The organism is Streptomyces tremellae (assembly GCF_039540215.1).
Lineage (GTDB): Bacteria > Actinomycetota > Actinomycetes > Streptomycetales > Streptomycetaceae > Streptomyces > Streptomyces tremellae.
The window spans coordinates 91913-105135 of record NZ_BAABEP010000010.1 but is presented as its reverse complement, the minus strand read 5'-3'; the positions used below and the strand labels follow the sequence as shown (position 1 = coordinate 105135).

Genomic DNA, 13223 nt, shown 5'->3' with positions numbered 1-13223 from the left:
CAGACTCTCCTCCGTTTCTGCCCACCGCCCGATCTTCGCCGGGTGGACCGGCCCTACGGAGCATCGGGGGATGCACCATGAACAGCGCTCCGCATCTGTTGGGCGAGGACCGCGCGGACTTCGAGCGGATCCTTGACGAGGCGCTGCGCGCCGCGCGGGACCGGCCCGATCTCGCCGCCGTGGGACGGCAGCTGACGGCGCACCAGCTGCGCGGGATGGCGCTGGACGCCCAGTCGCTGATCGCGCAGGCAGCCGCGCCCGAGTACGAGCGCTACCGGGAGCTGCGCGCCGAGCGGCGCGCCCCGCGCCCGGCCTCCCCCGTCCCCGCGCCGCCGTCCTCCGCGCCGGTGCCGCGCCTGCCCGGCACGTCCGTGCTCGGCGATCCCGCTACGACGGGGGCGGGCGTCGCCGCGATCGCCGCCGTCCTCGTCCCGGTGCTCGCCGCCGTCGCCGCGCTCATCTTCCTGGTCGCCGGCTATCTGCTCAGGGGGGTCGGCGCCACCAGGCCCCTGGCCGACGCGCTGATCGCCTTCGGCTGGTTCTTCGCCTCGGTCATGGCCCTCGGCATGCTGGCGGCGGGCGTCGGCCTGCTGGTGACGGCGTTGCGCAACGGCTCGACGCAGATCCGCTCCGCGGGCGCGCTCGACGAGGTGGCGCAGGCGCGGGAGCAGTGGCGCGAGGCCCTGCTGGAGCGCGGGATCGTGCCGTACCTCCGCCGGACGCTGCGGGAGGCCGAGGAGGCCGAGGCCCGCGGCGGCCGGCGGGACGGCTCCGATCCTGACCGCGCGTCCCGGGAGCGGCCGCCCGCGCCGGCGCGGGACCACCAGCTGCCGAAGATCGGCTACAGCAGGCCGGACTTCTCCAGCCCGGGCGACGGCGCGACCAGCGGCAGCCGCCCCCGCTACGCCAGCCCCGACTTCAGCAGCCCCGACTACGGAGGCCCGGACCACCAGCCGGAGTAGTGCCACGTGCCGTCGACGCCGCCTCCCGTGGCGCACGCCCGAGTCCCGCGTAGAAGGACACGCCCGGAGTCGCCGAGCGCGCCGGCGCCCGCACGGGGGCTGTGAGAGGCCGGCACGCGGCGCTCGCAGGAAGGGAGCCGGCCCCGTTGCCCCGGGGCGCGCTCCCCGGCCCGCGCACGGCCGGCCGGGGAGCGCGCCGGGGCGGGGGCGGTCAGTCGGCCAGCGGCAGATAGACCCGGTTGCCCGTGGCCGCGAACTCGCGGGACTTCTCCGCCATGCCCTCCTCGATCTCCGACGCCCCCAACTCGCCGCCGTGTCGGCGCCTGATGTCCTGGGAGATCTTCATCGAGCAGAACTTCGGCCCGCACATCGAGCAGAAGTGGGCTGTCTTCGCCGGTTCGGCGGGCAGCGTCTCGTCGTGGAACGCGCGCGCCGTGTCCGGGTCCATCGCCAGGTTGAACTGGTCCTCCCAGCGGAACTCGAACCGCGCGTCCGACAGGGCGTCGTCCCACTCCTGCGCACTCGGATGCCCCTTGGCCAGGTCGGCCGCGTGGGCCGCGATCTTGTACGTGATGACGCCGGTCTTCACGTCGTCCCGGTCCGGGAGGCCCAAATGCTCCTTCGGCGTGACGTAGCAGAGCATCGCCGTACCCCACCACGCGATCATCGCGGCGCCGATGCCCGAGGTGATGTGGTCGTACGCGGGGGCGACGTCCGTGGTCAGCGGGCCGAGCGTGTAGAACGGCGCCTCCTCGCAGACCTCCTGCTGGAGGTCGATGTTCTCCTTGATCTTGTGCATGGGCACATGGCCTGGGCCCTCGATCATCGTCTGCACGCCGTGCCGCTTGGCGATCGTGTTGAGCTCCCCGAGGGTGCGCAACTCGGCGAACTGCGCCTCGTCGTTGGCGTCCGCGATGGAGCCGGGCCGCAGCCCGTCGCCCAGCGAGTACGTCACGTCGTACGAGGCGAGGATCTCGCACAGCTCCTCGAAGTGCTCGTACAGGAACGACTCCTGGTGGTGCGCCAGGCACCAGGCCGCCATGATCGAGCCGCCGCGCGAGACGATGCCCGTCTTCCGGCGGGCGGTCAGCGGCACGTACCGCAGCAGCACGCCGGCGTGGACGGTCATGTAGTCGACGCCCTGCTCGGCCTGTTCGACGACGGTGTCCCGGTAGATCTCCCAGCTCAGCTCCTCCGCCCTGCCGTCGACCTTCTCAAGCGCCTGGTAGAGCGGCACGGTGCCGATCGGCACGGGGGAGTTGCGCAGCACCCACTCGCGGGTGGTGTGGATGTTGCGGCCGGTCGAGAGGTCCATGACCGTGTCGGCGCCCCACCGGGTCGCCCAGGTCATCTTGTCCACCTCCTCCTCGATGGAGGAGGTGACGGCCGAGTTGCCGATGTTCGCGTTGACCTTCACCAGGAACTTCTTGCCGATGATCATCGGCTCGGTCTCCGGGTGGTTGACGTTGGCCGGCAGCACCGCCCGGCCCGCCGCGATCTCCTCGCGGACCGTCTCCGGGGAGACGTTCTCCCGGAGGGCCACGTACTCCATCTCCGGGGTGATGTCGCCGCGCCGCGCGTACGCGAGCTGCGTGACCGCGCGTCCCGGCCTGCCGCGCCGCGGCTGCCGCGGGCGGCCGGGGAAGACCGCGTCGAGGTTGCGCAGCCCGCCGCGCGGCGCGGTGTGCTTGAGGCCGTCGTCCTCCGGGCGCACGGGCCGCCCCGCGTACTCCTCGGTGTCGCCGCGCGCGATGATCCAGTTCTCCCTGAGGGGCGCGAGACCGCGCCGCACGTCCGTCACGATCCCGGGATCGGTGTACGGGCCCGACGTGTCGTACAGCGTCACGTCCTGCCCGTTGGTGAGGTGCACCCGCCGCACCGGTACCCGGAGGTCGGGGCGCGAGCCCTGGAGGTACCCCTTGTGCCAGCCGATGGCAGACGTGTCTGTTTCCTGAACGGTCATGAGACCAAACTCCCTACGCCGGCATTACCCGGTAACAGGTTCAGCGGTCGGCGCAGCGCAGGGGTGCGGGGGTCTCCCCACGTCACCGCACGTCAGCGCCCTCTCAGCCCGGTGCTCCGAGCTCCCGCGTGTGCAAATGCGCGACCACGCTAACGCCTCGTCCCGCGCGAAGACCAGAGGGCCTCGGCCCGCTGTTGGCATGATCTGCCCTGTGACCCGACCTCAGCAGCCGTCCGAGCACCCGTCCCCGCGGCCCGGCGGCGAAGGCCCCGGACACTCCGGAGACCACACCCACCACCACGGCCCGGCCGCGCCGGTCTCCCGGCATCTGCGCACGGTGATCGCCGCGGTGCTGATCCCGTTCGCCGCGGCGGTCGTGGTGGGGCTCGCCGTCCTGTGGCCGGGCGGCGCGCCCGCCCACCACAGGTCAGGGGTGGGCTTCGACCAGGAGACCCAGCAGGGCGTGGTGACCCGGGTCGTGGCGATGGACTGCGCGGACGCGCACGCGGCGCAGCTCCCCTCGTCGGGTGACGGCTCGTCCGCCGGTGCGGGAGCGGGAAGTTCGGGATCGTCGGCGCCGTCGGCGCCTTCCGGACAGTCGGCCGCCGGTGGCTGCAAGAAGGCGACCGTGAGGGTGGAGACCGGCAAGGACAAGGGCCGGCAGTTCGACGAGGTGGTCCAGCCGGACGCCCCCCGCCAGTTTCACGTGAAACAACGCGTGGTGCTGGCGTACGCGCCCAAGGCCCCGCACGACCTCCAGTACTCCGTCACGGACGTGGACCGCGCGTTCCCGCTCTACCTGCTCGCCGGGATCTTCGCGGTGGCGGTGGTCGTCGTGGGACGGATGCGGGGCGTGACGGCGCTGGTGGCGCTCGCGGTGTCCTTCGGCGTGCTGACGCTGTTCATCCTGCCCGCCGTCCTCCAGGGGTCCAATCCGCTGCTGGTGGCGGTGATCGGCGCGGGCGCGATCATGCTGATCGCGCTCTACCTGTGCCACGGACTGACCGCACGGACCTCGGTCGCGGTGCTGGGCACGCTGGTCTCGCTCCTGCTCACGGGCGTGCTGGGGCTGGTGTTCATCCGCTGGACGAGCCTGACGGGGAACACCGACGAGAGCACCGGGCTGATCCACGGCCTGTATCCGGGAATCGACATGAGCGGCCTGCTGCTGGCGGGGGTGATCATCGGATCGCTCGGGGTCCTCGACGATGTGACGGTCACCCAGACGTCCGCCGTGTGGGAACTCCACCAGGCCGACCCGTCGATGGGGACGCGCGCCCTGTACCGGGCGGGCATCCGGATCGGCCGGGACCATATCGCGTCCGTGGTGAACACCCTGGTCCTGGCGTACGCGGGCGCCGCGCTGCCGCTCCTGCTGCTGTTCTCGATCGCGGACTCGGGGGTGGGGACGGTGGCCAACAGCGAGTTGGTCGCGGAGGAGATCGTCAGGACGCTGGTGGGATCCATCGGCCTGGTGGCGTCCGTGCCGGTGACCACGGTGCTGGCCGCGCTGGTGGTCGCCGCCGACCGCTCGGGCCCGCCCCAGCCCGCGACAGGTCCTGGCGGCGTGCCCCGGCAGAGCGGCGCCCTTCCGGCGCCCCGACGGCCCACGGGCCACCGGCGCAAGCGCTGACCGGCGGCACCGGCCGGCGGCACGGAGGAGTGCCCGGACCGGGCGCCCGGCGACGCGGTCCGGCGCCGTCCGCGTCCAGGACGCGCCTCAGCCCGCGTTCTCCTCGGCCAGGATCCGCCCGAGCTCCTTCTCCAGCGCCCCCTCGGCGGCCTGCTCCTGGCCGAGCGGTACGAGTCTGTCCGTGCGGTCGAGGAAGGCCACGAGGGGCGCGGCGCTCACCCGGAACAGCGCGTGGTCCTCGCCGACCTGGAGCCGGATGTGGACGTCGGAGAGATCCTCGGGGGAGATCGGGGCGATGTGCACGTCCCCGTCCCCGCTCGGGACGTTGATTCCGTCGAGCAGCAGCTCACGGCCGAAGGTCCAGGTGACGGGCGCGTCCCCGGGCAGGTGGAACGTCATGCGCACCGCGTAGGGATCCTCGGTTTCGTAATGAAGCTCAACCGGAATCCGGAAGGCAAGCTCCTCGGAGACGAGGAAGCTCATCTGGACCTCGGCCTGTACCGATTCGCGCATCATGCACCACTCCGGAGTAGATACGGCTAGGAATGATCCCCTTGCCCCCCTTGACGCAATCGTCCTCGAAGCGCTAACAGATCACAAGGAGTAATTTTTCACATACTGATAGAGAAGGTTCCCGAGGTCAGCAGCGTGCTGATCTCTCTGCGTAACCGCTCGACGGTCGGCAGAAGCCGTTCTTCCTTGTCGTGAGGCACAGAAATGGCCATGGCCGCGGGGGTGGCCCCGACAGTCATCGGCAGCGCCGCGCAGACCGTGCCGAGGACGTACTCCTGACGCTCGATCACCGGCCGGAGCGGATCGCGGGCGGTGCGGTCGAGCGCAGCGAGGCGGGTGAGCAGGGCCCCCTCGCTGCGTACGGAGTGCGCGGTGAGCGCGAAGACGGGGTGGCGGTCCAGGTGGTCGCGGCGCGCGGCGGCGTCAAGCTGGCTCAGCAGGCACTGCCCGATCGCGTGCGCGTGGCCGGTGGTCCGGAAGTCGACCCACTCCTCGACGGCCGGGGTCTGGGGGCTGTCTGCGACCGAGACGAGTTCGATCTCGCCGTCGCGGTAGACCGCGAAGTAGACCGGGGCGCCCAGGCGGTCGCAGAGCGACCGGAGCGTCTCGACGATCTTGCTGCGACGATTCTGCAATGCCTCGTCCCTGGCCAGGAGAGGCACGGAGGCCCCCAACCGGAACACGCCGTTCTCCCGGTGGAGGTATCCCTCATGGGCGAGGGTGCGCAGCAGGTGGTACGTGGTGGCGAGGGGGAGCCCGGCCTCGCGGGCGAGTTGTTTGGCCGAGGCGCCGTTGCGGTGGGAGCCCACCGCCTCCAGCAGGCGCAGCGCACGCTGCACGGAGCCGATCAGCGTCGGCGCCCCGGCGCGCGCGGCAGCCGGGGCGTTCACGGCGGGAAATCGTGTTGTGGCCATGGGTCGTCCCCCCAGGGGTGCTGACGGGCAGCAGCCCGCCCGCGGGGGCCGCCCCCGCGCACCCGCCGCGGCCCCGCGGGAAACCAACAGGGGTACGGCAGAGACCAGTCACTCTAAAGGCACACCGGGGCCAAGGATGGTTTCCCGTACGGCTTTCCCCCGCGCGGGCTAACCAGCCATCCTGGCCGCTCTGCGGGCCGGCGGCTACCAGTCTCCCCGCGAGGACGACGACGTGAACTTGCGTACGAGGAAGATGAGTCCACCGACCAGGGCCACCAGGATCAGCGCCTTGAACAGCAGTCCGATCACAAAGCCCACGACAGTGGTGATCAGTCCGCCGAACACGACGAGGACGATCAAGGGTATGGCGACCCACTTCACCCACCAGGGCAGTCCCGCGAAAATCCCCTGCCTTGCCATCGCCTCTACCTCACTCCTCCGGACCTCTCCGGTTCCGCTTCCGGCGCCTCGGGCATTCGCCGCCGCATCCGGTTGACGCTTTCGATGCTAGAAGGCCGCGGGCCGCGGCGGGGGCGTCTCGTCCCCCGCTCTCCCCTGATCCGCCCCTGAGTCCCGGCTCGGGGTGCCCCTCAGCCCTCCGGCGGGGAGAAGACCACCATGACCCGGAGGTCCTCCGTGATGTGGTGGAACTTGTGCGGGGTCCTGGCCGGCACGAAGACGACGCTCCCCCTGGCCACCTGGGTCGTCTCCATCCCCACGGTGATCGACGCGCGGCCGCTCACGACGAGGTACACCTCGTCCTGCTGGTGCGGCTGCTGCCGGTCCTGCTCGCCCGCGTCCAGCGCGTAAAGACCCAGGGACATGGTCCGCGCACGCAGGAACTGGAGGTACGCGCCGTCGTTCGCGGCGCGCTCCGCCTCCAGCTCGTCAAGTCGGAATGCCTTCATGCCACGATCAGACCATGAAGATTTCAGCAGTCAAGAAGATCGCCGACTGTGAGGCGAAGCCGTGACCGGCCACGATGCGGCGGCCGGGGAGGGCGGGCGCCCGAGGGCCGCGGCGCCGTCCGCGGGGGAGGGGACACGGGCCGTGCGGGCCGGCCTGCCGGAGCCGCACAAGTACGAGCCGACCCTGCCGGGCCCGGTCTTCGCCGCCCACTACCACCTGCCGGGCGACCCGACAGGGCCGTACACGTACGGCCGCGACGAGAACCCCACATGGACGCACCTGGAGCGGGCCATCGGCGAGCTGGAGTCCCCCGGGGACCCGGCACAGACCGTGGTCTTCGCCTCGGGCATGGCCGCGATCTCCGCCGTCGCCCTCTCCCAACTGCGCGCGGGCGACGCCGTCGTCTTCCCCGACGACGGCTACCAGGCGCTGCCGCTGCTGCACGAGCAGCTCACCGCGTACGGCGTGGAGGTGCGGACCGCGCCGACCGGCGGCGACGCCCAGCGCAAGGTGCTCGCGGGAGCGAAGCTGCTGTGGATCGAGACCCCCTCGAACCCGGGGCTCGACGTCTGCGACATCCGCGCCCTGGTGCGGGAGGCGCACAGCGGCGGGGCGCTCGTCGCCGTCGACAACACCCTCGCCACCCCGCTCGGCCAGCGCCCGCTGGCCCTGGGCGCTGACTTCTCCGTCGCCAGCGACACCAAGGGCATGACCGGCCACGGCGACGTGCTCCTCGGTCATGTCTCCACCGGGGACCCGGCGCTCGCCACCGCCGTGCGCCGCTGGCGGAAGGTCGTCGGGGCCATCCCCGGCCCCATGGAGGCATGGCTGGCACACCGCTCCCTCGCCACACTCCAGCTGCGGCACGACCGGCAGTGCGCCACCGCCCTCACGCTCGCCCACGCGCTGCGCGAGCGCCCCGAGGTCAGCGGGGTGCGCTACCCGGGCCTGCCGGACGACCCGTCGCACGCCGTCGCGTCGCGCCAGATGCGCAGGTACGGGTCGGTGGTGTCCTTCACGCTGCCCGACCGCGAGCAGGCGGAGCGCTTCCTTGACGGCCTGCGGCTGGTGGACGACGCGACCAGCTTCGGCGGGGTGCGGTCCACGGCGGAGCGGCGCGGGCGCTGGGGCGGCGACGCGGTCCCCGAGGGATTCGTCAGGTTCTCGGTGGGCGCGGAGGACCCGGAGGATCTGGTGGCCGACGTGCTGCGCTCCCTGGACGCGCTCGGTTTCACGGGAAACGGCGCGGCGGACTGAACCCCGCGCCCGGCGGACGGACCGGGAACGCCCCCGCCCGCAGAGGCCGCGGGCGCCGACCGCACCCGCGGCCCGAGGACGGGCGGTCCGAGCCTCCCCCCTCGTGGCTCGGACCGCCCTCGGGTTCCGGAGGCGGCGGAACCCCGGGACCTCCGGACAAGGCTAGTTGACCGTGAGTCAGTGTCCAGTCACAGAACGGACACTGTCCTGGCGGGGCCCGCCGCGTGCCGCCGTGGACTGGTGACCACCCGGACGACACGCGTTTCGCCGGCCACCTCACGGGCCAACCTCTTCCCATGACCGAACGGCCCGTGGTCAAGCGCACCGCACGCGCCATCCTGCTCGACGGCGACGATCTCGTACTCATCAAGCGCACCAGGCCGGGGGTCGACCCGTACTGGGTCACGCCCGGTGGGGGCGTGGAGGAGACGGACGCCACGGTGGTCGACGCGCTGCACCGCGAGGTCGACGAGGAGCTGGGTGCGAAGATCACGGACGTGGTGCCGTGCTTCGTGGACACCGTCGAGCACATCGCCGAGGGCGCGTCGGACGTCTCCGGCGTGAAGGTCCAGCACTTCTTCGTGTGCCGCCTCGCCTCCATGGACCTGGCACTGCGGCACGGCCCCGAGGTGGAGGCCCCGCGCGGCGAGTACGAGGTCGTCCGGATCCCGTTCAGCCGGGTCGGCATCGCCGCGGTCCATCTCGTGCCGCTGTCGCTGCGGCACTATCTCGACGGCAACATCGAGGGCGTGCGGGCGCTGCACGCACCCGACCTGGGCTGACCGCGCCGCTGGTCAGCCGCCGACCAGTGCGTACGCCTCCCGCAGGTCGCCGCCGCCGTAGGCGTGCGTAGCGAGAGCCGCGACATGGTGGTCGCCGTTCACGGCGACGGCGCTGCCCACCGCCCGGAACAGCTCGGTGTCCGACAGCGAGTCCCCGTACGCCACACAGTGGTCAAGGGCGAGCCCCAGCTCGGCACAGAGCCGCTCCGCCGTGTGCACCTTGGCGGCGGGGCTGAGGATGCCGGAACGCTCGACGGGCGCGGAGAACGGCACGGACGGCCAGACGGAGGCGTGCGCGGCGTGCGCTCCCCAGTCCAGCAGGCGCCGCACGAAGAAGTCCGGGCCCAGTGAGATCACCGCGCAGTAGTCTCCCCGCGCCCGGATGTCGGCCCAGACCTCGCGGATCCCCGCCAGCCACGGCGCCTGTGCGAAGGCGGCCGCCACATGGTCCTCCGTCAGCTCCGCCCACAGCTCCCTGGCCCGCACGGCGAACTCCCCCGGCGGCAGCCCGAGCGTGACGAACTCCCGCTCCAGCTCCGCGATCTCCGCGGTCACCCCCAGCTGCCGGGATATCTCCACGGCCGCCGCGGATCCCCTGATCAGCGTGCCGTCGACGTCGAAGAGGTGCAATCTGCGGGCGGTCGCCATACGAGGGACAGTAGTACGCGCGGCTCCGGCGCGTCCTGTGCCGTGTTTCACGTGAAACGACTCCCAGGATTTGTCGCCACTTTGCCTAAAGCGGTGGACGAACGATCACCGGCTCCGTCAGCCTGGGCCCATGCCGACACCGCTCGCCGAGCCTTCGATCCGGCCTCTGACCTTGCGCGATCTGGCCCCCTGCGTCGCGATCACGGCGGACCGGGGGTGGCCGCCCGACGAGCGCAAGTGGCGGCTTCTGCTCACCGCGGGGACCGGATACGGCATCGACGACCCGAGCGGTACGGGACTGGCCGGAGTGGTCGTCCTCACCCGTTACGGCACCCCCGGGGCGGGACACCCGGGCGAGTTCTGCTCCGTCGGCATGCTGCTGGTCGCCGCCCGATACGAGCGCCAGGGTCTCGGCGGGCTGCTCATGCGGCACATACTCCGCGCAGTGGACGGCGCGCCGCTGGCCCTCTATGCCACCCGGTTCGGCCAGCCCCTCTACGAACGTCTGGGATTCACCACGGTCGCCCAGAACCTGACCGTAACGGGACGGCTGCACGCGCCCGGACCTCCGTCCGGGCCCGCTGGGGGAATCACCGTACGGACGGCCACCGCCGATGACCTGCCCGCCCTGATCCGGCTCGACGAGACGGCCTTCGGAGTCGACCGCACGCTGATGATCACCCGGCTCCCGGCCTTCGCCGAGCAGCTGCGGATCGCCCTCGACGGCTCCGAAGTGATCGGGTACGGGGCCGCCTGGGCCTCCGCCGCCGCCGATGTGATCGGTCCCCTGGTCGCCCGCGACACCGACACGGCGAAGGCGCTCATCGCCTCGCTCGGCGCCGGCACACGGCGGCCACTCCGCACGGACATCGACACGCGCCACGAGGACCTGCTCCGCTGGTTGAAGGAGCAGGGGCTCGACACGGTCCTCGGCAGCCCCGTGATGGTCCTCAACACCTCCGGTCTGCCCGGAGACGCGGACCGCCGCTTCGCCCCGCTGTCGATGGCCACCTGCTGACACAGGCCGTCTCCGCGTCAGGCCGCGCCTGGCCTGCGGCGCACCACGCTCCGCCGGCCGCAGGCCCCGGAGCACGCCGCCTAGGGTGGCGCCATGACCGACGACGACCTGACGATACGGCCCGCCACCGAGGACGACCTCCCCGCGATCGTGGCGATGCTCGCCGACGACGAGCTCGGCGCCCAGCGCGAGGACACGGAGAACCTCGCCCCCTACGCGGCTGCCTTTGCACGGCTGGCGGGCGACCCGCACCAGCACCTGATGGTGGCCGTGCGCGCGGGCCGCGTTGTCGGCACGCTCCAGCTCTCCGTCCTGCCCGGTCTCTCCCGGCAGGGCGCGACCCGCTCGGTCATCGAGGGGGTGCGGGTGCACGCCGACGAGCGCGGGGGCGGCCTCGGGACCCGCTTCATCACCTGGGCCGTCGACGAGTCCCGGCGCCAGGGCTGCCAGTTGGTCCAGTTGACGTCGGACGCGAGCCGCAAGGACGCCCATCGCTTCTACGAGCGGCTGGGCTTCACCGCCTCGCACCTGGGGTTCAAGCTGGCGCTCTGACGGTCCACAGCGGCATACGGCACAGGGGTGGTGTTTCACGTGAAACACCACCCGCTTGTACGCGGCCACCACCCTGCCCTCCGACGACCGATTCCGTGACTCCCCGGTCAGCGCCAGCCCTCGGGGTCCACCCCGCCCGGGACCGCGTCGGCCGGATCGTAGGGCCCGCGGGTGAAGGCGAAGGTACCCAGGTCGAGATGGCTGACCGAGCCGTCCGGGCTTCGCACCACCCGCAGCGTCTCCCCCGCGTAGTACCCGTCGAGCCCCCGCCAGCTCGGCGTACCGTCCGCGCCCTCCGCGACGGGGACGAAGCGCGATCCCCGCCCGTCGCCCTTGAGCGGGTACAGCTCCACTCCGCCGTCCCTCACCAGCTTCAGTCCGAACCCGTTGGTTCCCCAGTACCAGGGGCCGGCGAGCTCCAGCAGCTCCCGGTCGAAGCTCCCCATGGGCCGCCATGGCTCCGGCAGCCTGGGCTCGGCGTCCGCCACGGCGGTCACCAGGTCCGCGGCGATCGCACCTGTCGTGGGACCTGAGGTGGCGTTCGCCAGGGCGACCGCGACGAGGCCCTCCTCCTCCTGCGTCCACAGGCAGGCGACGAAGCCGGGGAGTGAGCCCGAGTGGCCCGCCAGGGTGCGCCGTCCGCGCCGAGCGAGCTGCGTCCCCAGTCCGTAGCCGCCCGCCCAGTCACCGGGCTCGGGCGGCGCTGAGGGCGTCCGCATCTCCCGTACGGAATCCGCGCTCAGCACGCGGTCGTCGCCGTGCAGGAGGAAGGCGCCGAACCGGCAGAGGTCCGCCGCCGTCGACCAGAGCTGCCCTGCGGGGGCCATCGCCCCGAGGTCGTGGAGCGGCTCGGGCAGCACCGCGTCGGCCCACGGGTGGACCGCCCAGCCGTCGGCGTGCGGGGCGGCCGGGTCGTATGTGGTGCGGTCGAGGGAGAGCGGCGCAAGGACCTCACGGTGGAGCACCTCGCGCCAGGGTGCGCCGCGCAACCGCTCCACGACGGCGCCGAGGAGCGCGAAGCCGGGGTTGGAGTAGTGGTGCCGCCGCCCGGCGGGGTGCAGGGCCGCCCCGTCGCCGAGGATGTCGGAGAGGCCGGGGCGCAGCGCGCCGGGCGTCCGCTCCCACCAGTCGCCGGGCGGTTCGGCCCGCAACCCGGAGCTGTGGGCGAGCAACTGAGCGAGCGTCAGCTCCCCCACGGACGTGCCGGGCAGATGCCTCTCCAGCGGGTCGGCGAGGTCGAGCAGCCCCTCGTCCCGCAGTCGCAGCACGAGGACCGCGGTGAACGTCTTGGTGATCGAGCCGATCCGGTACTGGGTATGTGCGTCGGGCGTTCTCCCCTCCACGGTCCCGCGCGCCCCCGACCAGACCAGACGGCCGTCCCGCGCCACTGCGCCGACGAGTGAGGGGGCCCGCCCCTGGGACTGGCCGAGAGCGACACGGTGCAGCAGCGAGCGGCGGGTGGCGGGGAGCAGACCGTCCGCAGGGGCATCGGTCTCAATAGGTGGCGTCATGCCCCACATCTACCCCGCCGCCCGCGCACGGGCCAGGGTATTTCCCCCGCGCGGGCGGCCCGTGTCCCGGCTCAGCCCGTCTCCGCCGTGAGCCCCGTACCCCCGGCCGCGTACAGAACCTGGGACGCGCCGGACTCCACGAAGCGCTCCCGGACCCGCAGCCCGACCGCGTCGAGCAGCCGGCGGGAGCGGACGTTCGCCTCCTGGGTGACGGCGATCAACGAGGCGTCGGGCGCGGGCGCCGCGTCCAGCACCCAGCCGACGACGGCAGCCACGGCCTCCCTCCCGTACCCGCGTCCCCAGCACTCGGTGAGGAAGGAGTACGACATCTCCCACCGGCCGCCGCACCGGTCGGCCGCGTCCAGGGCCACGGTCCCGATGACGGAGCAGTCCTGGCCCCGCGTCACGCTGAACACCCGGGGCCGGCCGGCGAACCGCTGCTGCCGCAGCCGCAGCCGCCCGCCCTCCACAGGCCCGCCGAGGAAGCGCCTGACCTCCGGGTCGGTCCACAGCCGCGTGTACACGTCCACGTCGTCCGCGCGGGCCTGACGCAGCACCAGC

The 13223-nt window shown here is 72.4% G+C and carries 14 protein-coding genes; 6 read left to right on the top strand and 8 right to left on the bottom strand.

The genetic code is table 11. The annotated features are described in order from the left end of the window. Positions 1-77: 77 nt before the first annotated feature. Positions 78-962, top strand: coding sequence for a hypothetical protein (locus ABEA77_RS10620; RefSeq protein ID WP_345644484.1), 885 nt, complete (start codon positions 78-80; stop codon positions 960-962). A 211-nt stretch (positions 963-1173) separates the two neighbouring features. Here ABEA77_RS10620 and thiC read toward each other — a convergent pair whose 3' ends face one another. Further along, complete coding sequence (gene thiC / locus ABEA77_RS10615) at positions 1174-2925, bottom strand: phosphomethylpyrimidine synthase ThiC (RefSeq protein WP_345644482.1); 1752 nt, start codon at positions 2923-2925, stop codon at positions 1174-1176. A 199-nt stretch (positions 2926-3124) separates the two neighbouring features. Between thiC and ABEA77_RS10610 the strand changes: the two genes are divergently transcribed. Continuing rightward, positions 3125-4558: a YibE/F family protein gene (locus ABEA77_RS10610; RefSeq protein WP_425588251.1), complete on the top strand. Its 1434-nt coding sequence runs from the start codon at positions 3125-3127 to the stop codon at positions 4556-4558. Positions 4559-4645: 87 nt separating this feature from the next. Here ABEA77_RS10610 and ABEA77_RS10605 read toward each other — a convergent pair whose 3' ends face one another. The 4 genes from ABEA77_RS10605 to ABEA77_RS10590 all read right to left on the bottom strand — a co-directional run bounded on the left by ABEA77_RS10605 (position 4646) and on the right by ABEA77_RS10590 (position 6893). Continuing rightward, positions 4646-5071, bottom strand: a complete 426-nt coding sequence (locus ABEA77_RS10605; protein WP_345644591.1) for an SsgA family sporulation/cell division regulator — start codon at positions 5069-5071, stop codon at positions 4646-4648. A gap of 98 nt (positions 5072-5169) precedes the next feature. Further along, complete coding sequence (locus tag ABEA77_RS10600) at positions 5170-5922, bottom strand: IclR family transcriptional regulator (protein ID WP_425588252.1); 753 nt, start codon at positions 5920-5922, stop codon at positions 5170-5172. A gap of 267 nt (positions 5923-6189) precedes the next feature. Beyond that, positions 6190-6405, bottom strand: coding sequence for a DUF5326 family protein (locus ABEA77_RS10595; RefSeq protein WP_345644473.1), 216 nt, complete (start codon positions 6403-6405; stop codon positions 6190-6192). 170 nt (positions 6406-6575) lie between these two features. Then, complete coding sequence (locus ABEA77_RS10590; protein WP_345644472.1) at positions 6576-6893, bottom strand: cupin domain-containing protein; 318 nt, start codon at positions 6891-6893, stop codon at positions 6576-6578. 61 nt (positions 6894-6954) lie between these two features. Between ABEA77_RS10590 and ABEA77_RS10585 the strand changes: the two genes are divergently transcribed. Together ABEA77_RS10585 and ABEA77_RS10580 are read left to right on the top strand one after the other, a co-directional pair. Beyond that, positions 6955-8151: a cystathionine gamma-lyase gene (locus tag ABEA77_RS10585; protein ID WP_345644471.1), complete on the top strand. Its 1197-nt coding sequence runs from the start codon at positions 6955-6957 to the stop codon at positions 8149-8151. A 296-nt stretch (positions 8152-8447) separates the two neighbouring features. Continuing rightward, positions 8448-8933, top strand: a complete 486-nt coding sequence (locus ABEA77_RS10580) for an NUDIX domain-containing protein (protein ID WP_345644469.1) — start codon at positions 8448-8450, stop codon at positions 8931-8933. 12 nt (positions 8934-8945) lie between these two features. Here ABEA77_RS10580 and ABEA77_RS10575 read toward each other — a convergent pair whose 3' ends face one another. Next, positions 8946-9581: an HAD family hydrolase gene (locus ABEA77_RS10575; protein ID WP_345644467.1), complete on the bottom strand. Its 636-nt coding sequence runs from the start codon at positions 9579-9581 to the stop codon at positions 8946-8948. A 130-nt stretch (positions 9582-9711) separates the two neighbouring features. On the opposite strand from ABEA77_RS10575, the gene ABEA77_RS10570 reads away from it, so the two are divergent. Both ABEA77_RS10570 and ABEA77_RS10565 read left to right on the top strand, forming a co-directional pair. Next, positions 9712-10599, top strand: a complete 888-nt coding sequence (locus tag ABEA77_RS10570) for a GNAT family N-acetyltransferase (protein ID WP_345644464.1) — start codon at positions 9712-9714, stop codon at positions 10597-10599. Between the two features lie 93 nt (positions 10600-10692). Then, positions 10693-11151 carry a GNAT family N-acetyltransferase gene (locus ABEA77_RS10565; RefSeq protein WP_345644461.1) on the top strand — a complete coding sequence of 153 codons (459 nt, stop codon included), beginning with the start codon at positions 10693-10695 and terminating at the stop codon, positions 11149-11151. 107 nt (positions 11152-11258) lie between these two features. Here the strand turns inward: ABEA77_RS10565 and ABEA77_RS10560 are convergent, their stop codons facing one another. Then, positions 11259-12662, bottom strand: coding sequence for a serine hydrolase domain-containing protein (locus ABEA77_RS10560; RefSeq protein ID WP_345644458.1), 1404 nt, complete (start codon positions 12660-12662; stop codon positions 11259-11261). Between the two features lie 71 nt (positions 12663-12733). After that, positions 12734-13219 carry a GNAT family N-acetyltransferase gene (locus tag ABEA77_RS10555; protein WP_345644456.1) on the bottom strand — a complete coding sequence of 162 codons (486 nt, stop codon included), beginning with the start codon at positions 13217-13219 and terminating at the stop codon, positions 12734-12736. Between the last annotated feature and the right edge of the window lie 4 nt (positions 13220-13223).

Excerpts from the sequence above, each read along its gene's own strand:
- ABEA77_RS10620 (WP_345644484.1), top strand. The coding sequence starts at position 78 with ATGAACAGCGCTCCGCATCTGTTGGGCGAGGACCGCGCGGACTTCGAG.
- thiC (WP_345644482.1), bottom strand. The coding sequence starts at position 2,925 with ATGACCGTTCAGGAAACAGACACGTCTGCCATCGGCTGGCACAAGGGG.
- ABEA77_RS10610 (WP_425588251.1), top strand. The coding sequence starts at position 3,125 with ATGATCTGCCCTGTGACCCGACCTCAGCAGCCGTCCGAGCACCCGTCC.
- ABEA77_RS10605 (WP_345644591.1), bottom strand. The coding sequence starts at position 5,071 with ATGCGCGAATCGGTACAGGCCGAGGTCCAGATGAGCTTCCTCGTCTCC.
- ABEA77_RS10595 (WP_345644473.1), bottom strand. The coding sequence starts at position 6,405 with ATGGCAAGGCAGGGGATTTTCGCGGGACTGCCCTGGTGGGTGAAGTGG.
- ABEA77_RS10590 (WP_345644472.1), bottom strand. The coding sequence starts at position 6,893 with ATGAAGGCATTCCGACTTGACGAGCTGGAGGCGGAGCGCGCCGCGAAC.
- ABEA77_RS10580 (WP_345644469.1), top strand. The coding sequence starts at position 8,448 with ATGACCGAACGGCCCGTGGTCAAGCGCACCGCACGCGCCATCCTGCTC.
- ABEA77_RS10575 (WP_345644467.1), bottom strand. The coding sequence starts at position 9,581 with ATGGCGACCGCCCGCAGATTGCACCTCTTCGACGTCGACGGCACGCTG.
- ABEA77_RS10570 (WP_345644464.1), top strand. The coding sequence starts at position 9,712 with ATGCCGACACCGCTCGCCGAGCCTTCGATCCGGCCTCTGACCTTGCGC.
- ABEA77_RS10565 (WP_345644461.1), top strand. The coding sequence starts at position 10,693 with ATGACCGACGACGACCTGACGATACGGCCCGCCACCGAGGACGACCTC.
- ABEA77_RS10560 (WP_345644458.1), bottom strand. The coding sequence starts at position 12,662 with ATGACGCCACCTATTGAGACCGATGCCCCTGCGGACGGTCTGCTCCCC.